Below are 22,840 nucleotides of genomic sequence, written 5' to 3'. Positions count from 1 at the left end.
AAGTTTAAGTGATATTTTTTATTGATAAATTCTTATATTGGGGTGCTGCCTATAGCCCAATTTGCGGGCCTTTTTTTAATTATTGTATTTTCTTGAGCCGAGTATTGGCTCAACCGATCTAATCGAACATGAAATTTAAAATTTTGGTGTTCTCAATAGTACTGGTAGGTGCTATTCAGAACTTGTATGCCCAAAACTCAGTTGGCATTGGCACAGAAACGCCCAATCAAAATGCTGTCCTTGAGTTAATTGCTATCAATGGAAATCAAGGCTTTCTTGCTCCCCGGCTAACCGCTGCCGAGCGAACAGCCTTCGCAGCCAATCTGACGGCTACCGACAATGGTATGTTGGTTTTCGACAGCGATGATGGGACATTGTATGTTTGGTACAACTCAACCTGGAACGTCATTGGATTGTCTCAACTTGTGGCTGGCAATGGCATTTCAATTTCCGGTCAGGAGATCACTAACTCAGGAGATATTGATGCGACAGATGATGTGACCATCACAACGGCATCTGCCGGTGATGTGTTGGGCCGCTTCGATTCTCTGGTAGTTTCGGGGCTCAAAGGACTGCCGCTCGACAGCATCGCCCCATCCACAGGATTTAGCCTCGTTTGGAATGGAAGCCTTTGGAAATTCGCCCTGGATTCGGCGTCTAATCAGACAGTTATTCCCAATGCAAACCTATTAGCTACCAATACGCAGGCAGCACTCGAAGAACTACAGGTGGAGATATTGTCTATCACCAGCGGCCCAAACAGCATTAGCAGCTCTGAGATAATAGATGGATCGATTGCTGACGCAGACATAAATGCGACGGCCGATATAGCAGGAACAAAGGTTAACCCAGACTTTGGTTCGCAGAATGTTTTAACCACAGGCACAGTAACTGCTGCTTCTTTCTCTGGAGACGGAAGTGGTTTAACCAATATACCAGCGACGCCAGGGCCAAATACGGTAGGTAGCCCTGAACTTATTGATGGATCGATTGCCGATGCGGATATCAACGCTGCCGCCGCAATTGCTGGTACTAAGGTTACTCCAAACTTTGGTGCTCAGAACATATCGACCACCGGATTAGTGACGGCAAGCTCCTTTTCTGGCGACGGGAGCGGATTAACGAACATTCCCGCCACCCCAGGCCCGAATACTGTCAGCAGCGCAGAAGTTGTAGATGGCTCAATCGCATTTTCCGATTTGAACACCGCTGTAGTGGATGGAGTTACACTGGCTTCGAACGGCTCGTCGTTTGAGGTGCGTGACAATGGTGTGACAACGGCTAAGCTGGTGAATGGTTCGGTGACAGACGCCAAGGTAAGCGACGTAGCGCCGGCAAAGATTACCCAATCGGGCGCAACCACAGGTCAGGTATTAAAATGGACTGGCAGTACCTGGGCGCCTGCGACTGATGTTACAGGTTTGGCTTCGCTTACCAGCGGCACGCTGCTGATTGGCGACGGCACCAATACTCCTCAGGAGCAGGTAATTACTGGCCATATCACTGTTGATAACACAGGAATAGCTCAAATCCAGTCGGCAGTTATTACGCACGACATGGTCAACGACCTGTCCTTCGTGGATGGTATTACATTGGTGTCGAATGGGTCAACGTTTGAAGTCCCGGCCGGCGGGATTTCCAGCCTGGAAATACTTGATGGAACAATTTCAGACATTGACATCAGCGATGTTGATGCGGGAAAGATAATAGGCCTGGGCACTGCGGCGACACTAAATGTTGGTACAGGGGCAAGCAATATAGTTCAGCTTGATGGAACAGGTGCTCTGCCTGCAATTGATGGCTCTAATTTGATTGGCGTTGTCCCAGTAATTGGAGCGGGCACTATTGGTGCCACGGAATTGGCAGCAAATGCAGTCACTAATGGAAAAATAGCAGATGGTAACGTCACCGGAGCGAAAATCGCCACTGACGCAATAAGCAGTGATAAAATTGTTGATGGCTCAGTCATCACAATCGATCTGGCAGATGGTAATGTGACCACTGCAAAGCTTGCAAATAATGCAGTTACTGGCGTAAAAATAGCTGATGGCTCCATTGCGGATGCCGATATTGCCGATGTTGCCGTGGGCAAAGTGACAGGCCTTGGCACAGCCGCCACGCTTGATGCAGGGGTCACTACAAACGACCTGGTTCAGCTACCATCAGACGGCATGCTTCCTGCGCTTGATGGATCAGCGCTGGTAAATATGTCGGCGGCTCAAATCTCTGGCCTGGGAACTGCTGCGTCACTTAACGCTGGCACGGCCGCCAACAACGTTATTCAGCTTGACGGAACGGGTGCCCTCCCGGCAGTTGACGGCAGTGCCTTAACTGGCATAACGGTAGCTGGCTTTACCGGCCCTTTGGCTGGTGATGTAACGGGCACTCAGGGAGCCACCGTTGTGGGGCAGGTAGGTGGTGTAACTGCAACAAATGTGGCGTTGGGGGCAAATGCAGCCAATACCGCAACTGCCCTCAACACATCAGGAACCATAGTGGCCAGAGATGGCTCAGGCAACTTCGCTGCCAACAACATCACCGCAACCAGTTTTGCTGGAGATGGTGCTGCGATCACGGGGCTCGATGCCAACGCTATCAATGACATGGAGGTTAATGCTACCGATAATGTGGTTTCACTTGGTGCAGGTGGTGGAAAAACGGCTGCACAGGGTGGGTCGGCAGGAACGGACAACACATTTTTGGGAGCAAATGCTGGCCAGGCAACCTCTGGCAACGGAAATACTTTCGTGGGATCCAATGCTGGGTTGGCTAACACAAGTGGAGCTCACAATATCTTCATTGGCGGCGATGGTGGAACCAACACAACAGGCAATTTTAACACACTGATTGGGGATAACGCCGACGTTGGCGTGGATGGTCTTACAAACGCAACAGCTATCGGTGCAAATGCCGTGGTGAGTACCGATAATTCAATCGTATTGGGTAGTGGTGGTGTGAAGGTAGGAATTGGCACGAGCAGCCCTGTGAGCGGATTACAAATCTTTGATGATTATCATTTATTTCATTTTGATAATGGCTCGACAGTCGACGGCGAATTCTTAAGTGAGAACCTCTACCCTGATGAAGGTGCCAACCTGATGAAGTACACAAATACAGGCCCGGCAAGTGCAATTTATCAGCATGCTGGCAATATTCAGTTCTTGATTGGAAGCAGCCAACCAGCGGAGACCGACGCATTGACAGGGGTTGTTCAATCCGCTCTCGTGCTGGACAATGCTGGCGACGCCCAGTTTGGAGGCGCAGTCGAAGTGGGGGATGTTAAAGGTACACCAACATCGGGAATGATCCGTTACAATGGTAACTTCGAGGGGTTCGATGGTGTCTCCTGGAATTCTTTCTCAAGCTTGGCCTATCCGGTAACCGATATAGTGGCTGATGGTGGTACCCTTATTGATATTGTCAACACTGGCGGGGGAGGAGCGGCGTCCTTTTCTATTAATAACACTTCTGCCATAAGCAGCGCTGTCAGCATTTTTAACGATTCTGATGATACTGGCTCAAATGGGCTCAGTGTTTCACATACGGGGCTCGGCGGAGGGGCGGAAGTTATTATTGGCAATGGCTTAAACAATCAGTATGGCCTGCTCGTAGAGACGGTTGGAACCAATTCAGCTGGCCGGTTTCAGGTAAACAACGTATCGAATACAGCTGCGGCATTGTCGAGCGAAGTAATTGCCGGAGCAGGTGCGGGCCTTGAGGTAACGACCAGCGGAGATGGTTATGTAGCTAACTTTAGGAACCTCAATGCTTCCAACAGCGTGCCTGCCCTCATCGTAGGCAACGATGGAACAGATCAGGTAGCAATATTTCAAAACACAGGCAATGCAACCGCACCCGCCGTAACCATCAACAACAGCGGCACTGGAGCCGCATTGGAGATACAATCAGGCAATACATCTAGAATTGGCCAGGACGCTAGTTTTGGGGGATTGGTGTCGATAGGTCACTTCGCTCCAGGCGTTTCACTCGACATTGCAGGCAACGATGCTATCAGAATACCTTCCGGTACTACCGCTCAAAGGCCAACTCCAGTGGTGGGCATGATTCGCTACAATACCACCCTCGGTACTTACGAAGGATATGATGGAAGCGCCTGGCAAGATATGGCAAGCCAGGGGATTACGGGTGCGCTTACCCAGGACTTGCAGTTTGATGGCGCGACAAACAGAACTATTCAGGTGAATGCAGCTTTGAGTGGAGTAGGCAGCGATCTGATTTTGAAGTCAGGTGATGGAGCCACTAATAGCGATGTCGGTGGCGATATAGTGCTGAGTCCGGGCGTTCAACCAGGCTTTTTAACCCCGTCGGATGTGATTGTGAACGGAGCCATGAGACTCAACGGCCCAAGTGGTTCGCCGGTGGCTTTTGCAAATGGCGATTTCCAGTTTGAAACTGGTGGCAACAGAAACCTCAGAGTGGGTACTGTTCCTTCCGGCGCTGGAAACAACTTGTCGATTCAGGCTGGCGGCACTTCGGGAGGAACTGGAGGTAACCTTGGATTAAACGCCGGCACGGGAACTGTAAGTGCCGGTTATATTTCAATGTCAGGAACAAACCTTATTTATGGGGCTTCGGATCTGACTCACAAAGTTGAGTTTACTGATGGCACGGCCGCTGGATCCGTTTACAATATGCTTTCGCTGACAAACAATAACACATCAGGAACAGGAACAGGTGTTGCCTTGTCATTCAGAGGATCAACAAACGGAAGCAACCGGTTTGACCTAGGGAAGATATCAGCCGCTAAGAGCTCTCCTACCGCCGGCGGCATGAAACTTAGCGTTCTTACCAATACAGCAGGACCTACTTATGTGGATGCGATCAATATAAATGGGTTGGGCCGAGTAGGAATTGGTAACCCAACGCCGGCAGAGGCATTGGATGTGACGGGAAATATACAAGCTAGCGGAACGGTGGACGCTGCCGACTTTACGTTCTCGTCGGCTGTTACAAGATATGCAAGCTACAGTGCTAATGTGTTTGATGTTTTGACGATGTTGGGCTCTGATACAAAGTTTGCGACACCCAATGCAGTAACCGGGTATCATTACTTTAATGGAGTTTCGGGCGCATTGGGCTACGCCGTAGCATCAATGAACTTGCCCGATGGTGCTGTGATTACTGAGCTTGCTGGCTGGGTTTGGGACAACGACGCCACGTCACCCTCAAGAATAGAGCTTGTAAGACATGAAAATGGAACTAGCAACTATTTGGTAATGGCTACGGTAGAAAGTGATGTTCCCACAGCATTGGCTTCAGTTCAAAGCGTTTCTACCGTGTCTGTTTTCTCCGGTGCGATCGACAATTCTCTGTACTCATATTTTGTGAGGTATACTGGTAAAGACGACAATACCCAGAACACCAGGCTGTATAACGCAAGAATACAGTACCAAATAACCAAACCATATTAATTGAGGCAGAATGAAAAAGCTTAGCCTTTTTATGGTAAGTCTTTGGGTGCATATAGCAGCCTCGAACTGTCTTGCCCAATTTACCACCAGCCCGGGCACCACTCTCGGTATAGCCGTAGCCACCAAAGTGGGCGTGCAAGCCAATGTGATCAACCAGGGCACCATTTCAAATACCGGCACTTTGTATCTCCACAACGACTGGAGCAACGTCGGCACTTATGGAGGCGTAGGTATCGTAAACTTGTTTGGGGCAGATCAATCGTTTGCCCACAATGGTCAGGCGCTGGCCTCTTTGTTTGTGAACGGGGGAGGGTCAAAGCAAATTTCATCCGATGTTTTAATTACTGAAGGTCTTGTACTTGCGAACGGGTTGATAGATGTAAATCCAGCAGCCAATTTTGTTGTGAAAAGCACCGCCAGTATTTCCGGCGCATCGTCGTCCAGCTACGTCCGGGGAAGAATGCAAATTTCGGGGCAGGGCAATCAATACTTTCCCATTGGCATTGGTTCTACCTTCACTCCGGTTGAGTTGATAAAAGTAAAGGGCAATGCTCCGGTAGTTTCCATGGAGGTGAAGGAACCACACCCAACTGGCCAAAGTGGCCTCGGGGTTGTGGAAATCTCACAGGCAAGGTACTGGGAGAAAACTGTTATTTCTGGCGAAATGACGGAGGGGCAAATTACCTTACCTGCAATCAACGAAAGCTTTATTGGCACGATGAACAATGCTTCGATAGTGGCATCAGATGAACTTGGTGGTACTTACGAAAGCCTGGGCCAGCAGTCTACCAGCGGCACTGTCGATAATGGCACTGTTACCAGTTTCGAAGACGCACTTTTCAGCTTTTATGCACTAGCCAGCGAAATCAACAATAGCAGGGAAGCCGACTCCGTGGCTTTGGTGAAGCTTTACTCAAGAGCAAACGGCGACGACTGGATCAACAAAACAGATTGGTTAACTACCCCGATAGACACCTGGCACGGCGTCAGCGTTCAGGGAGGAAGGGTGGTAGGCATCAACCTGGCCGACAACAACCTTACAGGCCGCCTCACAGCTGACGTTAGAAAGTTGTCTTTGGCGGCCAGTTTGAACTTTTCAAATAACCAAATCACACAGGGATTACCAGCTTCCGCAGCTCAGCTTACCAACCTTCAAACGCTCAACCTGGCCGGCAACAGGCTGGAAAATCTTCCCAACCTTTCAACACTGCCTAATATTCAGCTAATAGATGTTTCGGGTAACCTTTTGCAATTTGATGACCTTGAACCGAACATCGGTCTTTCCAATTTTAACTACGCTAACCAGGGGAGGTTCGGAACAGCGCTGGACTCCCTTCAGCCAGTACATACAGCCTTTGTCAATGATTTGCCCGTGGGGGGCTCAGCCAACGAGTACCAATGGTTTCGGAGAGGCGAGCCGGTTGCTCAAGCCAACTCATCCACCCTCACCATCGATGATTTGGTCTACGACAATATGGGAGAATATGAGCTTCGTGCTACCAGTTCGCTGGTACCTGATCTTATCCTGGCCAGTAACACACAGCGGATAAGGGCAACAGCCAGCATGCAAGGTCGAGTAACAAACGCAGATGGAGCCAATGTTGCCAACCCTACCGGTGCTGCGCTGGGCATTAGACCCGGGCGTTACGACACCCTTGGCAATTATACCGGAGGGGCTGATGGATTATTTTTTATCCCTCAGCTTGTGTTAGGAGACTATCTGCTCTATGCCAGCCAAAACAATAGTGTTTATATTCCGACTTATCATAAAAGGACGATAGACTGGGCATTTGCCGACGTGGTAAATGTAAGAGAAAACATCTCCGGGGTTGATGTAACAATGGAGTATCTTCCAAGAGAGCTGACACCTGATGATGGCGATAATGTTGTGCTGGGATTTTTGGATGAAGATTTTGGCAATGGCAAAATGCTGGACAGGAAACGGGTGAAAGGGGCAGGTGTCAGTATCAGCCGTTCAAGGTTCAGGGCAAAAGACCATGAAGACGACTATGAATTGGTGGTGTACATTCAGACCGACGAGAACGGAGAGTTTGAAATTAGCAACCTGGCTGACGGCGATTACAGGATCAATATTCAGTACCCGGGCATTCCAATAGACCCAGCGTCATTTATCGATTTCCAGCTCGGAGGCGGAGCAGGCCTGGAGCAAAACAGGATCTCACTGGAAGCACTGGTGACGGAAGAATCGCTCCTTATTACGAAGGTGAAAGAAACAGGCATCTATTTGAGCTATTTCAAAGACCTTGAAGTGTATCCTAACCCGGCTGACAAATTCGTTGCCATCAAATATGAGCAGCTGGTTAAAGGAAAAGTGGTGGCTGAGTTGATGGACCTGAACGGGAACAGCCTGAAAACTATGGCGCTGAAAAACGAAAAGAGCTACACGCAATTGTTGGACGTTGCGGATGTCAATAATGGGATATACGTCCTTCGTTTTCATGATCAACTGGTTCCTGGCAGGCCAATAATTACCTACAGAATAATTATTTCCCGGTAATTTTTGTTGACTAGCTTTACGGGGAAAAAGCAGCAAAATGTTCAATACAGAGGAATTCAACAGACTCATTAAGCACAGGAGATCAATTTACACAGGGCAATTTACCGGCGAGAAGGTGGACGAAGCTGTTATTCACCAAATGCTGGAAAATGCCAATTGGGCACCAACTCATGGGCTTACCGAGCCCTGGAGATTTACCGTTTTCACTGGTGATGGCATTCAAAAATTGGCAGCTTTTCAGGCGGAGTTATTCAGGAAAGTAACAACCGCCCAGGGCAATTTTAACGAAGGAAAATACGAGGGGCTTAAAACCAAGCCACTGTCGGCATCTCACATTATCGGCATAGGAATGAAAAGAGATGAAAGGGGAAAAATCCCCGAGATAGAGGAAATTGAGGCGGTTTCATGCGCTGTGGAGAACATGTACCTGACGGCTGCTGCCTATGGCGTTGGCTGCTATTGGGGCTCTGGAGGAATCACTTATATGGAAGAAGCAAAATCATTTTTTGGCCTTGGCGAGAATGACAAATTTCTCGGCTTTCTCTTTATTGGAGTGCCCGGTTCAAAATGGCCCGAAGGGAAACGAGGACCCGTGAAAGAGAAAACAACCTGGGTGCGCTGACCTGCTTAACAATCTTCATATTCGCAAACGTCGTCCCTTGTCTCCACCTCAAAGGTCTGATGGTTGATGCCAAAGGAAGCGGCTACTTTTCGGGCCTCCCTTTTAACAGCGGCAACAACCTGGGCTGAAGCATCATCTTCCACTACCAGGTGGCAGGAAAGTACATTGTATTGTCCGTCCATCGTCCACACATGAATATCATGAACATCGCTCACGTGATCGATGGTCATTAGCTGATCGTGGATTGCCTTCACGGATAGATCGTCTGGCACAGCCTGCAAAAATATAGTGATGGTTTCGCTCAATGTGCGGTACACGCCAAACAAAATGAAAACCGCTATGCCTATTGACAACAAAGGATCGATAAAATACCAGTCGGTAAAATGAATAACAATGGAGCCAATCAGCACTGCTACCCAGCCAAGCACATCTTCCAGGAGGTGCCACCGTACTACTTTTTCGTTGGCGGTTTTCCCGCCCCACATTTTCCACGCAGCAGCACCGTTGACCAGGATACCCAACACAGAAAAAATCAGCATGCCAAAAGTTTGCACCGGCTCTGGGTTCCAGAAACGTGGAATGGCTTCGATGATGATGATGACCGAACCGGCAAAAAGAATGAGGCCACTTATGGTGGCCGAAATAAGAGAGAAGCGCTTGTAACCGTAGCTAAAGTTTTTGTCTCTTTTTTTTCTGGAAATCCGCTCAAAAATCCAACTGAGCCCTATGGCCATAGAGTCGCCCAAATCGTGAAGGGCGTCCGATAAAATAGCCATGGAATTTGTCAGCAGCCCACCTATCAGCTCGAGAATGGCAAAGATCAGATTGATGAAAAAAACAGCCCTTAGCTTACCAGAGCTGTCGTGCTCGTCGTGGTGGTGATGCCCATGATGGTGTCCGTGCTGATGCGCCATGCTCAAATATCAGGCATATATGACTAATTCCCAACGGAACGCCCATTTCCATTGAATATCGTAGGACTGAATGCCGGCTTTGTGAAGAATATGCTCAAGGTCTGCCTTGAGAAACGACCTGAGTACCGATAGCCGGGCGTCGTATTTCACCATGGGTGAGCGGGAAAACATTCTTGTTAACCAATCGATGGAGTGGTACGCAAACCAGTGGCGGTGCAGGTCATTGTTGATAATGCCCATATTCACCTGCCCGACCCACTGTGAGTAAAAGGCAACAAGCTCTGGCTCGGGAAAATGATGTGTGAACAAGCTGGTGTGGATGATGTCAAACTTTAGTTTGGAAAATGCCTTCGAGTAAATGTCAATCTGTTCAAACCTGATTTCAGGAAAATCTTTCGTGTTCTGCCGGGCATATTCCAGCACATGAGGATTGGCATCAATGCCTATCAACTCCAGCTGTAGATTGTTTTTTCTACCCCACCCGGCCAGCAGCTTCATGATATCGCCACCTCCGCAGCCAATATCGGCAATCACTATTTTTTCCTTTCGTTTTTCGGGGTGCCGACTTAGTAGCTTTTTTAGCCCAGTCAGGCTGATATTGTTTCCGCCAAGTAATCTGTTGATGGTGTCGAGCTCTTTGAGAGTTTGCACAATAATGTCTCCTGAGGAGCTCAGGTCATCCATCCATTCTAATGCTGTTGAGCGTTGGGAGAAATCAGGCATGGCCCTCGACGTTGATTTCAAGCAGCATACTTTCAAGTGTTAGGCCAGGCCCAAATGCAAAACTCAACACCTTTTTTCCGTCATCTTTTTCCGAGAGGCTTTCCATGATCCTTTTCAGAACGAATAACACGGTCGGGGATGACATATTGCCGAACTCACGCAGTGTTTCATAAGCCGCCCAGTTTTGCTCTTTTTTTATACCGACTGCTTCTTCTATGGCTTCAAGTATCCGTTTGCCACCCGGGTGAATGGCAAAATAGTCGACTGTAGCCTCAGAACCACCGTGTTGTTGCAGAAGCTTTTGGGTGAGTTTGCTGATGCCGCCCTTAATAATGTCGGGTACATAGGAGGAAAGCTTCATCTCGAAGCCAAAGTCGCCAATTTGCCAGGCCATGTCATTTTCTCCGGTTGTGTCGACATCACAATGGAAGTTTGCCAGGGTGAGATTGACTCCGTTCTTCTTTTTTCCGGATATAAGCATGGCTGCCGCTCCATCAGCGAAAAGGGCATTGGCCAGTAGGTTGTCTTCCGTGGGCTGGTTCTGAAAGTGCAATGTGCACAGCTCCACGCAAACGACAAGTACTTGTGCCCCATTATGCGAGCGACAGATGTTGTCGGCCACTTTCATGGCATTGAATGCAGCGTAGCAACCCATAAAGTTGATGGCTGTGCGTTGCACATCACCTGTTAAACCGAGCTGTTTTAGCAACTCAAGGTCAAGCCCCGGAGCATACATGCCCGTGCAGCTAACAGTAACAAGGTGCGTTATCTCCTCTTGCCAGTTTGCCTTCAGCCCGATGGCCTTCTCAAGATTGCTCACGGCCTCTAGGCAAAGAGGAAGTGCCTCCTGCCTGTACCGCTCCATTCTTGGGCTGATAGTGGGAAATGGCTCCAGCCGCTCATTTTTGGGGTAGAAAGTGAAGTCATCTACTGCCGCACCATAGTCGTCGAGCACCGAATGGCGGTATCGAATACCGGAGGCCCGATAGAGTGCCTCCAGTCTTGTGGCATCTTTCCCGGTTAGCCCGTGCGCTTTAATCATAAACCCCAGAATCTCGCTTTGACAAAAGCGATGAGCGGGGGTAGCAGTGCCTATTCCGAGAATATTAGATTCCATAGATGGTATAATAAGCTAAATTTAGCCTTACTTGTTTAAATACTCTTGTCTTATATGTTACAAAAGTCTTATACGCTACAAAAGTCTACCTGGCTTCATCTTCGAATCCCGTTTTCTTTTTACTTATTGCCGGTATTTGTATTTGCCTGTGCAACTGTAAAGCCAAATGGCCTTTTATTGACAGGGCTTATTTTTTTAATTCTTCACCTTTTTCTTTACCCCGCCAGCAATGGCTTTAACTCCTATTTTGATAAAGATGAAGAAAGCATTGGTGGTTTGGAGCATCCACCAAAAGTATCTGAAGAACTTTACTGGACGTCGCTGATCTTCGATGCCGTAGCCCTTATTGCTGGGTTCATGATTAATTGGGTATTTGCAATGATGCTTTTTGGCTACGGACTGGCGTCGAAAGCCTACAGCCATCCGCTTACTCGTTGGAAAAAGAAGCCATTACTTGGCTGGCTTGTGGCTGGCTTTTTTCAAGGGTATTTCACGTTTATGCTGGTAGTAGTAGGCTTGAAAGACTTTTCCCCTGATTTATTTCTGAACGCCAAATATTTCGTGCCGGCTTTTTTATCCTCTGCCTTGCTTTGGGGTTCGTATCCTATGACCCAGGTGTATCAGCACGAGGAGGACGGAAGAAGAGGAGATGAGACGCTGAGCCGTAAGCTTGGTGTTTTGGGCACTTTTCATTTTACAGCCATCTGTTTCACTGCGGCGAGCGGCGGCTTTTTCTACTATTTTTTGACGAGCTACGGAATGACCACCGCATTGGCTTTTGCAGTGGCCATGGTGCCGGTGCTCGCCTACTTTCTCTGGTGGTATGCAAGTGTGCGAAACGATAGAAAGCAGGCAAACTTTAGGAATACCATGCGGCTGAACTTCTATTCTGCCATCTGTCTCAATCTGTTTTTTTCCTGGCTTTGGTTGTTTACCTAGAAAGGTCGGCCATGTGTTTGAGCGATGATGCGTTTGGCTAAAAATGGCAAGCCACCCACCAACCCCACTCCAATATTGGAGGTAAAATGAGTACCGAAAAGATTTTGTGACTGTCGGCCTACCCAAAGCCGGCCGGCAAATTGCTGCTTCCACTTCTGAGCATATTCTTTTTCAATGGCCGCCAGGCCAAAGCCATCATTCCGGCGCTGAGAGATAATTACTTCCGAGAGAATTTTAGCCGAATGAATGGCCATAGCCATACCGTTGCCACACAAGGGTGTGATCAGCCCAGCCGAGTCGCCCGACATCAGGATGCTGTTGCTGACTGTCTCTTTCTTCTCAAAAGAAATTTCGTTGATCACCTCAGGGGCGTCAAATAGGAAGTCGGAATTTTCGAAAAGCTCTTTGAGCCTCGGGTTTTGGTAAAGCACAGCCATTTCCATTTCTGATATACTTCCAAAGGCCTTCAGGTTTTGGGTGCGGCTCAGGTAGCAAACATTGTAGGTATCATTTTCAACCTTACTTATCCCGCAATATCCTCCCGGGAAATTGTGAAGGGCTATCAAATCCTTTGGGAAATCAGTTTTCACGTGGTACTTCACACCAACAAAGGGCGACCTTTTTTCAATAAAAGGCCTGTTGAGTTGCTTGTCAATTTTAGACCGCTTGCCGTGCGCCCCAATCACCAACCTGCTGCTGGCCGATTGACCATTGCCATAGCTTACGACAAAATGTTGGCCCTCTCTTGATACGTGGTCAACAGATTGATTGAGCGCAAACTCTACGCCACTCTCCAGAGCCTTCTCATAAAGGAACTGATCGAATTGAAACCGGCTGATACCAAAGCCACCCATAGAAAGGGACACTGAGGCCTGCTTGCCAGAGATGGCCGATAGGCTGAATTGTTTGAGGGAGGCTGGTTCGAAATCATCGGGATAGAGCCCGTTGCGCCGCAAAAAAGGCACCACCTCATTCGAAATGTATTCTCCGCATACCCGATGAAAGGGGTAGCTTTTTTTCTCTATCAGGAGCACGTCAAGCCCTGTCCTGGCCAGCAAAATGCTGTTGACCAGTCCTGCAAGCCCACCTCCGATAATTATTACGTCTCTCATGAATAAGAAATATAAGTTAAAATGAGCTGGCAGCACTTTTTGTTTTCGTCTTTGTTGCAGACTGACAAAAATCAGTGGATAATAAAGGCAATATCATAACCTTTCACTGTATTGTCCACGAATTTTGGAGCATGCAGACAACCCTCCCAAAGAAACCTGTTGCAGAGAAGACTTATTGCTATCACTGTGGTGATGAGTGCCTCTTTGAGCCTATTTTGGCCCACGAAAAGCACTTTTGCTGTGAGGGCTGCAAAACGGTTTACGAGCTGTTGCAGGACAATGGCCTTTGCGATTACTATGAACTGGAGCAAACCCCTGGCTTGAGCTTGAAGCAGCCAAAATCCAGCGAGGCCTACGAATTTCTTGACGAGGAGGTAATCAGTAAAAAACTGATCGACTTCACTGACGGCAAGACCACAAAAGTGACCTTTTACATTCCTGCTATTCACTGCAGCTCTTGCCTTTGGCTACTGGAAAACCTTCCAAGGTTGGAGAGTTCGGTGATAAGTTCAAGGGTTAACTTTGTGAAAAAGGAGCTTACTGTTGCCTTTCAGCAGGATAATGTAACCCTGAGAAAAATCGTAGAGTTACTGGCTTCTATTGGGTATGCGCCGCTCATTACACTCGAAGACGAAGCAAAAGAACAGAAGAAAACTTCCTCACCCAATCAGAAGCTCTACGCACAACTCGGTGTAGCGGGTTTTTGCTTTGGCAATATTATGTTGCTAAGCTTTCCTGAATACCTCGGCTTCGATGGCGACGAAGAATATCTCAAGCAATTTGTTGGCTATCTGAATTTCCTTTTAGCACTTCCCGTCGTGTTCTATTCTGCGCAGGACTATTTCGTTTCTGCGTTTAAGAGCCTGCGAAAGAAGTTTGTCAATATCGATGTGCCAATTTCTCTTGGTATTGCCGCCCTCTTTCTGCGGAGCTCCTATGAGGTGTTTTTAGGAGGAGAGGCGGGGTATTTCGATTCGCTTGCGGGCCTGCTGTTCTTCCTGCTCATTGGCAAGTGGTTTCAGAGCAAGAGCTACGACCATCTTTCATTTGAGCGGAATTATACCTCCTACTTCCCCCTGGCAGTGCTAAAGTGGGTTGACGGTGCAACCAGAAACATCCCCGTTTCTGACATTAAGAAAGGCGATATTTTGCTGATTAGAAACAAAGAACTGATACCAGCTGATGGCATTCTCATCAGCCCTGCGGCCTCAGTAGACTACAGCTTTGTTACTGGCGAAAGCGATCCGGTAAACAGGACACAGAATGACTTGCTGTATGCCGGCGGCCGCCAGCAGGGCGCTTCTATTATGGTGCTGATAGAAAAGGATGTGTCGCAGAGCTACCTTACTCAGCTTTGGAACCATAGCTCCTTTGTAAAGGAAAATGAGGAACAGTACCAGCAGCTGATCAATGTAATCGCCAGGTATTTTACTATGGCTGTCATGGTGCTGGCCACCGGAGCGTTTATTTTTTGGTGGCAGCAATCGCCCACGTTGGCGGTAAATGCTTTTACAGCAGTGCTCATTGTTGCGTGCCCCTGTGCGCTGGCGCTGGCCACACCATTTACCCTGGGCAATGCTATGGTGATGATGGGCAAAGCCGGACTCTATTTAAAAAACACGCACATCATTGAGAAAATGGCGACTATCAATCGCCTGGTTTTTGACAAAACGGGCACGCTCACTTATGCAAAGGACGGGGATGTAACGTTGGGCGGTCGCTACTCGGACGACGAGCTTCAGGCCATTTTTTCGGTGACCAGTCACTCCACCCACCCGTTAAGCCGTAAATTGCACGAGCACCTTTCGCAACGCTTTGCTCAAAAGCTGCCGGTTGATAAGTTTAAAGAAATTGAGAACAAAGGTATTGAAGCAGCCGTCAACGGGAAGGTGTATCGCATAGGCTCTCCATCATTTTGCTTTGAGGAGGCCAGGGTATCAACCACGGAAGGCAATGTTGTTTATTTGGCCATTGATGGAATTACCCGGGGTCTCTTTTCCATTCGCACAAAAACGAGGGGAGGACTGAAGGGAGTAATACACAAACTGGCACACAGTTTCGAAACTACGCTGCTTTCCGGCGACAGATCCACCGAACAGTCGTTGATGAAGGAGGTTTTTCCCGACGAAACGCCCATGTACTTTAATCAGACACCGGAAATGAAGCTGGAATATGTGGCTGGTTGCCAGGCTAGTGGTGAAAAAGTGATGATGCTGGGTGATGGCCTGAATGATGCGGGGGCGCTTCAGCAGGCCGATGTGGGCATGGCCATCAGCGAAGATGTGGCCAGCTTTTCGCCAGCCAGCGATGCTATTTTGGATGCTGGAAGCTTCGAAAAACTCCCGACGTTTCTGCTGTTCGCCAGAAGAGCCAGGCAAATTATTTTTGTCTGCTTCGGAGTGTCATTTGCCTACAATATTGTGGGTTTAAGTTTTGCCATGACGGGCATGCTCACCCCCCTGCTGGCGGCCATTCTTATGCCCGTTAGCAGCATCAGCATAGTGGCACTCAGCACTGTATTAGTTCGATTGGTAGCAGGCCGCCTTAAACTTACCTAACAGATGAAAATTATTATCCTTCTTATCAGCGTCAGTGTAGTTGTGGCGATCGTTTTTCTTATCGCATTTCTTTGGGCAATGAAAAGTGGCCAGTACGAAGACACCTACGGGCCATCTGTGAGAATGCTGTTCGACGACAACATCAAAAAAGACGAGAACAAAACCGAAAAATAGCCGTAAGGTAATCGTTAACTAAAAGTTACCTTTGCGCAACCAAGAGGTTAACGATAGACACTTTAGCAGACGGATAAATGTTGTTTTCACCTGAGGGGAGCACCCCGGTTAAGAGTTTTCTGAACATTGGAGCCTTTGTTCTCAGGATACTCTCCTTTTTCTTCATCCTCTTCTTTTTCGAGCGCTTGCTGTTCGTTGTCTTCTATTTTCCGGAGATGTCGGGCGAAGCTGGATTCCAGGAAACGCTCAGGGCCTTTTATATGCCCTTCAGGCTTGACCTTTCTGCGGCTGCTTACTTTACTATTATCCCCTTTTTGCTAAGCCTGGGTTTTCTCTTTTTCAGGCGTCAGCGGGCGAGAACCGTGCTGACCAAAGTCATCACCGTGTTAATTCTGGCATTTGCAGCCCTAACGATTCTTATTCATGTAGGTGAAACAGTTACGTACCAGGAGTGGAAGTCGAAGCTTTCTTCACGGGCCTTTGTGCACCTTGCTCACCCTACCGAGGTGGTTCGCACAGCGACTCCAGCTTACATGGTTGAGTTTGCTGCAATGGTGCTGGTATTGGGGTTTGTTGTCTGGCAGCTGTACCGCCAACTTTTGAAGAGAGCAACTCCCGTAGCTGCTCCGAGTTCCTGGTTCCGGCGTTTTGCCATTGGCCTGCCAGCACTGCTTTTTTATGCCTTTCTGCTTATTGTAGCTATAAGAGGAGGCCTGGGAAGATATCCGTTAGGCATATCCAATGGCTATTTTTCTAACTACCATATTGTCAACGATGCCTCGGTTAACACCATCTGGAACTTTGGAGATAAATGGTTGCGCTACCGCAAGGGGAATCTTGATCAGTTCTTTGGCAAATATCCGCAAGAGAAGGCGGAGGATATAACAAGAATGTTGTTGAGTGACCACGATAGCCTGACTACGAAGGTGGTTAAAAAGGACACCTTCAATATTGTATTCATTGTGCTCGAAAGTTGGTCGGCCCAAATGGTGGAGGCGCTCGGCGGAGTGGGTGCTCCCAGTGTCTCGAAAGTGGCCGGTGAAGGCATCCTTTTTGAGCGGGTATATGCTGCGTCATGGACATCTCAAAAAGGGAACGCATCCATTTTTAGCGGCTACCCCGCCTTGCCTCGCAGCCCCATCAATCAGCAGGATGAGAAAATACGCAGCCTGCCTTCTTTGCCCAGAAGCCTTGACGAATACAATTCGGAATACCACTACGGTGGCGACCTCGATTTTGGAAATATCGGTGGGTATCTGGTGAATGCCGGGTTTAACAAGTTGTTCGACGAAGATTCGCTTAGCACCTTGCAGCCACGGGGCCGATTGGGGGCACACGATGAAGCTACCCTGCCTTATTTCTACGATCAATTGGAGCGAGCAGGCAAAGGAGATGAGCCTTTCTTCTATTCACTCTTTACGCTAAGCAGTCATTCACCTTACGACATACCCGGACTGACCGACTGGCCAACCGGCGGGGAGTGGGCGGCCTATGCAGCCACAGTGGCCTATGCCGACGAGCATTTGGGCAAGTTTTTTGAAAAGGTGAGATACTCGGCCATTTACGACAATACCCTGTTTGTGTTGATAGCAGACCATGGCCGCACCAATGAATATAATCCGTTTCCTTATAATGACAAGATGTACCACATTCCCATGATTTGGTGGGGTGGAGTGATCAAAGAGGAGTTTCGGGGAGCCAAAGTGGATAAAATAGGTTCTCAATACGACCTTGCCAAAACGCTATTGAGCCAAATGGATCGGGAGGTTTCCGGCTATCAATTCAGTAAAGATTTGCTCAACAAAGGGTCGGTGGGCTTTGCCATGTATGAACACCACAATGGCTACGGGTGGGTGAACGCCAATGGCTATTTCGCTTTCGACTTCGACAGGAACAAAGTGGTGGAAAGTGAATTTACCGACGAGTCTGCTTTTGCTGATGCATACGAAAATAGCAGAGCTTTCATCACGGCGGTGTATAGGGACTTTCTTTTCTAGATCATTCGTTCCAGGCGGAAAGTGACCTTTACCTCTTCTGCGTTTCTCAGCAGCCTCAGCGTAACTTTTTTCCCTTTTTTAAGCCGCATGAGCGTGGTAAGAAAGTTGAGGCTTGTGTTACTTATGGTAAGGCCGTTCACCGTTTTGATAATATCCCCCTCCATCACACCGGCCTTTTTTGCTGGCGAATCTTCCCTCACATTAACAACCCTGATGCGATTGAGCTCTGTGCCGTGCGCCACCACTTCCAGCCCGCTCATATCGTACTCAAACTTCTTTTGGTACTCAACGCTTTTTGAGAGATAAAGCGTTTGGCTGAAGTAGTCGTAAATGTGATTGAACCTGCTGAGGATTTCACCACCTACGGTCCCATTTCTTCGCTCAGCTTCTTCGGGAACAAGGCCGTATGAACCTTCATTTGGGTAGGAAGCGATCACGTCGTCAAAGCTGTATTTACCAATCTTCACCTTGTCGACCCTGGCGACCACACCTTCGATATCTCCACCAAGTCCTTTGCCCAGGCTCGCTTCAAGTTTTTTTTCTGGTATATGAATCAGCTGACTGGTACTTTGATCAAGCAAAATAGCGTGACTGGCGCCGCTATCTACCATCAAAGCCACGTTCATTTTGGTCCCGTTTTTTTGAGTGATTTCGGCAGCCATATACGGCTTGGTGCCTCGGACAATGAGTGGTACTTTTTCATAGTATTTTTTCGGGTTGAAAAAATTAGGCTCGTAGAATTTTACCACCTTCTTGTCATAATTGACTTCGATGATAAAACGGCTGAACAGCTCATATCCTATGATACCGAATACCTCGGTGCCAAGCTGATTGCTCAGGTTGAGGTAGTCCTGATCAAGCACCAACATGGAGATGCCTTGCCCTTCAATGCCAGGGAGCTTGAGCTGCACATTTTTTGCCACGTGAGCCAAAATGCTATCCGCCTGCCCCGGTGCGGTAAAGGTGATGGTGCGGTCGTAGGTAAGGTTGAGGAGAGAGGCAACAAGTGGCTCCGTGAGGATACAGTTTTGAACACCGCTGTCGAGGATGAACTTGACGGTAATTCTCCCATTGATAGTTACCGGGATGATAATCAGGTTATTATATCGCTCGAACGGGAATTCAATCACCTTGGCACCTGTGCTCATTCGAAAGCCCAAAAATTGGGCATGGGTCTGGGCCGAAAGAACAAGCAGTAAAGAAACACACAGGATATGAGAAAAAGCTTTTCTCTTTATCATTTTCAACCAGTTCGTCAAGTAGGGTAGTGGTTTAACGTAATGTAAACATTTCTGTTTTTCAATACACCTATTGGCCCAAGTCTTATTTACTCACGGGCAATTATGACAAATATCAGTTTTGCCGGGAAGAATAGTCATTCATCCCCCGGCGCATGGCAAATAGCTTTGTCTCTGTTTCCATTTGCTAACCCTCTATAAATATGGAATTAGAAAAATTTAGCTACGACAACAAAATAGTAAAGTACTTTGCTATTGCCACGGTTGTCTTTGGTATCGTGGGCATGCTGGTAGGTCTTACTGCAGCCATTCAGCTTTTTTACCCGATATTCAATTTTGATTTGCAGTACACCACTTTTGGTAGAATCAGACCGCTGCACACCAATGCGGTGATTTTTGCATTTGTGGGCAACGCTATGTTTGCCGGGGTGTACTACTCCTTGCAGCGGCTGTTAAAAGCCAGAATGCTGAGCGACACCTTAAGCTGGATTCACTTCTGGGGCTGGCAGCTTATTATTGTGGCTGCGGCCATCACATTGCCGCTCGGCTTCACCTCTTCCAAAGAGTACGCTGAGTTGGAGTGGCCCATCGATATTGCCATCGCACTTATCTGGGTAGTGTTTGGCATCAATATGATAGGCACCATCCTCAAAAGGCGGGAGCGACACATGTATGTGGCCATCTGGTTTTACATTGCCACATTCGTCACCGTTGCGGTGCTTCACATTTTCAACTCGTTTGCATGGCCGGTAAGCCTGTTCAAAAGCTATTCAGCCTTTGCTGGTGTGCAGGATGCGCTGGTTCAGTGGTGGTATGGCCACAACGCCGTGGCTTTTTTCCTTACCACACCCTTCCTTGGCTTGATGTACTATTACCTGCCCAAGGCGGCTAACCGACCAGTTTACTCTTACAAGCTTTCTATTATCCACTTCTGGTCGTTGATATTTATTTACATTTGGGCAGGCCCTCATCACCTGCTTTATACCTCTCTTCCCAACTGGGCTCAATCGCTGGGCACCGTATTTTCAATCATGCTTCTGGCTCCTTCGTGGGGTGGCATGCTCAACGGCCTGCTGACGCTCCGTGGCGCCTGGGACAGGGTGCGTGAAGATGCAGTGTTGAAATTTATGGTGGTAGCTGTGACTGCCTATGGCATGTCCACGTTCGAAGGGCCTATGCTTTCACTGAAAAATGTGAATGCCATTGCTCACTTCACTGACTGGATCATCGCACACGTGCACATTGGTGGCCTGGGCTGGAATGGCTTCCTTACTTTCGGCATGCTCTACTGGATGATCCCAAGGATTTACGGCACTAAGCTATTCTCAGATAAGCTCGCTAATTTCCATTTCTGGATTGGCACCCTTGGTATCATTTTCTATGCTTTGCCACTCTATTGGGCCGGTATCACCCAAAGTTTGATGTGGAAACAATTCACTGAAGATGGTTTCTTACAGTACCCTAACTTCTTGGAAACGGTCACTCAGATTGTGCCCATGTACATGTTAAGGGCTGTTGGTGGCTTGCTTTACATCATTGGAGTGCTGGTAATGGCTTACAACCTTGTGAAAACAGCCTATGCAGGTAAGTTGATTGCCAACGAGCCAGCTGAAGCGCCAGCGCTTGAAAAGAGGGAAATTGTTGGAGGACATTGGCATGCTGTGCTGGAGCGCAAGCCGATTATTTTCACCAGCCTGGCACTTGTTGCCATTTTAATCGGTGGGGTGATTGAGTTTGTACCGGCATTTCTCATCAAATCTAATGTGCCCACTATCGCCAGCGTGAAGCCTTACACACCACTGGAATTGCATGGCCGGGATATATATATCCGTGAAGGCTGTAATACCTGTCACTCTCAAATGGTGCGCCCATTCAGGGAAGAAACGGAGCGCTACGGAGAGTACTCTAAGGCCGGAGAATTTGTGTACGATCATCCATTCTTATGGGGCTCGAAACGTACCGGCCCCGATTTGCACCGGGTAGGCGCCAAGTATCCCGACACATGGCATTTCAATCACATGCTTGACCCCACATCCATGTCGCCTGGCTCTATCATGCCCCGCTATCCCTGGTTGTTTGAGCAACAGGTAGATGCCGACTTAACTCCGGCCATGATCAGTGCATTACGCCATGTAGGCGTGCCTTACGAGGAAGGGTTTGAGGATCAGGCCAATGCCTTGATGAGTAAACAAGCTGCATTGATAGCCACAAACCTGAAAAAGGATGGCATAGAGATCGCTCCTGAGGCAGAGATCATTGCACTCATTGCCTATTTGCAACGCCTGGGCACTGACATCAAAGTGAAGGGAGTTGCCAATCAAAATGTATCGTCAACCCAAGAAGGAGGAAACTAGCCATGTATAAGGAAGTATTAAGATCAATCACGGGCATAGAGATTTGGCCACTAGTTTCACTGGCCATCTTCTTCGCCTTCTTTGTCGGGCTATTACTGTGGGTCTGGTTGGCAGACAAAGACTATATCGATGAAATGAGCCACCTCCCTATGGATAGCGATCAAAGTTCCACACCTAACCAGTTGAATCATGACACACTTAAATAGACTTTTGGCGATACTAAAGAAAAAGCCGAAAACGTGGTTAACACTTTTTGGACTGCTGATGCCTGCGGTGGGCTTTGGCCAGGATGCAAGTGCTTCATCAGCCACCTCCGACAGCCCTGAATTGCTGCTCTACACTGCCATGGCACTTGTGGTCATTGTGGCCGTTCTCGTACTCGTAGTAGCGCTCTATACCCTTACCATTATTAAAGTAATTATCAGGAAGGAAAAAGTGAGCGAGCGAGCTGACCAGGGGCTGACCTATGAAGAAGGCCCCAGCTTCTGGGCAAGGTTCAATCAAAAAATGACGGATGCAGTACCACTTGAAAAAGAGGACGCCGTATTGCTCGATCATAACTACGATGGCATCAGAGAGCTCGACAATCACCTGCCACCTTGGTGGAAGTACATGTTTTATTTGTCTATAGTTTTTGCAGTGGTTTATCTGCTTGCCTACCATGTCTTCGATACGCTTCCACTTCAGGAGGAGGAATATCAAAACGAGTTGGCGGTGGCCAGTGAAGAAGCCGAGGCCAGAAAGCTGCTCGCCGTAAATGAGCTGGATGAGAACAGCGTTGAAACAACCACTGTAGAGGCAGAATTAGCCAACGGCAAGAATATCTTTGAAAAAAGCTGCGCTGTATGCCACGCTGCTGATGGCGGCGGAGGCGTTGGCCCTAACCTCACAGACGTGTATTGGCTGCACGGCGGTTCTATCAACGACGTATTTAAAACCATCAAGTACGGTGTGCCTCAGAAGGGGATGATCGCCTGGCAGGCTACTTTGAAACCAACAGACATCAGAGATGTGGCGAGTTATATACTGACTATGCAAGGCACCACGCCGGCGAGCCCCAAAGAGCCGCAGGGAGACCCTTATGAGCCGGGAGCCGCAGGGCAGGAATCTGGAAACTAGAGCCAAGACGTGAGTATCCCAAA

The 22,840-nt window shown here is 48.3% G+C and carries 14 protein-coding genes; 9 read left to right on the top strand and 5 right to left on the bottom strand.

The window, feature by feature from the left end; translation table 11 throughout:
• Window positions 1-128 precede the first annotated feature (128 nt).
• The 3 genes from AAC052_RS19500 to AAC052_RS19490 are packed head-to-tail and all read left to right on the top strand — an operon-like array spanning window position 129 to window position 8,572.
• The gene (locus AAC052_RS19500; RefSeq protein WP_339815135.1) at window positions 129-5,432 is read left to right on the top strand and encodes a hypothetical protein; all 5,304 of its coding nucleotides are present in this window, start codon (window positions 129-131) and stop codon (window positions 5,430-5,432) included.
• A 10-nt stretch (window positions 5,433-5,442) separates the two neighbouring features.
• Window positions 5,443-7,950, top strand: a complete 2,508-nt coding sequence (locus AAC052_RS19495) for a T9SS type A sorting domain-containing protein (protein ID WP_339815133.1) — start codon at window positions 5,443-5,445, stop codon at window positions 7,948-7,950.
• Window positions 7,951-7,987: 37 nt separating this feature from the next.
• Entirely contained in the window at window positions 7,988-8,572 is a 585-nt protein-coding gene (locus AAC052_RS19490) for a nitroreductase (RefSeq protein WP_317488843.1), read from the top strand.
• Window positions 8,573-8,577: 5 nt separating this feature from the next.
• Here the strand turns inward: AAC052_RS19490 and AAC052_RS19485 are convergent, their stop codons facing one another.
• The 3 genes from AAC052_RS19485 to AAC052_RS19475 are packed head-to-tail and all read right to left on the bottom strand — an operon-like array spanning window position 8,578 to window position 11,326.
• Window positions 8,578-9,486: a cation diffusion facilitator family transporter gene (locus AAC052_RS19485; protein WP_339815132.1), complete on the bottom strand. Its 909-nt coding sequence runs from the start codon at window positions 9,484-9,486 to the stop codon at window positions 8,578-8,580.
• Between the two features lie 9 nt (window positions 9,487-9,495).
• On the bottom strand, window positions 9,496-10,209 hold the full coding sequence (locus AAC052_RS19480; protein WP_317488841.1) for a methyltransferase domain-containing protein: 714 nt from the start codon (window positions 10,207-10,209) through the stop codon (window positions 9,496-9,498).
• On the bottom strand, window positions 10,202-11,326 hold the full coding sequence (locus tag AAC052_RS19475; protein ID WP_339815130.1) for a type III polyketide synthase: 1,125 nt from the start codon (window positions 11,324-11,326) through the stop codon (window positions 10,202-10,204). Before AAC052_RS19475 ends, AAC052_RS19480 begins: the two co-directional genes overlap by 8 nt.
• 54 nt (window positions 11,327-11,380) lie before the next feature.
• Here AAC052_RS19475 and AAC052_RS19470 point away from each other — a divergent pair, with 54 nt between their 5' ends.
• Window positions 11,381-12,265, top strand: coding sequence for a UbiA family prenyltransferase (locus AAC052_RS19470; protein ID WP_339815129.1), 885 nt, complete (start codon window positions 11,381-11,383; stop codon window positions 12,263-12,265).
• On the opposite strand, the gene AAC052_RS19465 is transcribed toward AAC052_RS19470, so the two are convergent.
• Window positions 12,262-13,377: an NAD(P)/FAD-dependent oxidoreductase gene (locus AAC052_RS19465; protein WP_339815128.1), complete on the bottom strand. Its 1,116-nt coding sequence runs from the start codon at window positions 13,375-13,377 to the stop codon at window positions 12,262-12,264. The genes AAC052_RS19470 and AAC052_RS19465 overlap by 4 nt on opposite strands.
• Window positions 13,378-13,508: 131 nt before the next feature.
• On the opposite strand from AAC052_RS19465, the gene AAC052_RS19460 reads away from it, so the two are divergent.
• The 3 genes from AAC052_RS19460 to AAC052_RS19450 all read left to right on the top strand — a co-directional run bounded on the left by AAC052_RS19460 (window position 13,509) and on the right by AAC052_RS19450 (window position 18,106).
• Entirely contained in the window at window positions 13,509-15,935 is a 2,427-nt protein-coding gene (locus AAC052_RS19460) for a heavy metal translocating P-type ATPase metal-binding domain-containing protein (protein WP_339815127.1), read from the top strand.
• 3 nt (window positions 15,936-15,938) lie between these two features.
• Entirely contained in the window at window positions 15,939-16,109 is a 171-nt protein-coding gene (gene ccoS / locus AAC052_RS19455; RefSeq protein ID WP_339815126.1) for a cbb3-type cytochrome oxidase assembly protein CcoS, read from the top strand.
• Between the two features lie 77 nt (window positions 16,110-16,186).
• Complete coding sequence (locus AAC052_RS19450; RefSeq protein WP_339815125.1) at window positions 16,187-18,106, top strand: LTA synthase family protein; 1,920 nt, start codon at window positions 16,187-16,189, stop codon at window positions 18,104-18,106.
• Here the strand turns inward: AAC052_RS19450 and AAC052_RS19445 are convergent.
• On the bottom strand, window positions 18,103-19,347 hold the full coding sequence (locus AAC052_RS19445) for an aspartyl protease family protein (protein ID WP_317488834.1): 1,245 nt from the start codon (window positions 19,345-19,347) through the stop codon (window positions 18,103-18,105). The genes AAC052_RS19450 and AAC052_RS19445 overlap by 4 nt on opposite strands.
• Before the next feature lie 200 nt (window positions 19,348-19,547).
• Between AAC052_RS19445 and ccoN the strand changes: the two genes are divergently transcribed.
• The gene (gene ccoN, locus AAC052_RS19440) at window positions 19,548-21,698 is read left to right on the top strand and encodes a cytochrome-c oxidase, cbb3-type subunit I (protein ID WP_339815124.1); all 2,151 of its coding nucleotides are present in this window, start codon (window positions 19,548-19,550) and stop codon (window positions 21,696-21,698) included.
• Window positions 21,699-21,887: 189 nt separating this feature from the next.
• Window positions 21,888-22,817, top strand: a complete 930-nt coding sequence (locus AAC052_RS19435; protein ID WP_339815123.1) for a cbb3-type cytochrome c oxidase N-terminal domain-containing protein — start codon at window positions 21,888-21,890, stop codon at window positions 22,815-22,817.
• Window positions 22,818-22,840: the final 23 nt, after the last annotated feature.

The organism is uncultured Imperialibacter sp. (assembly GCF_963974565.1).
Classification (GTDB): domain Bacteria; phylum Bacteroidota; class Bacteroidia; order Cytophagales; family Cyclobacteriaceae; genus Imperialibacter; species Imperialibacter roseus.
The sequence above is the reverse complement of the archived record's forward strand: the minus strand, read 5'-3'. Positions and strand labels throughout refer to the sequence as shown.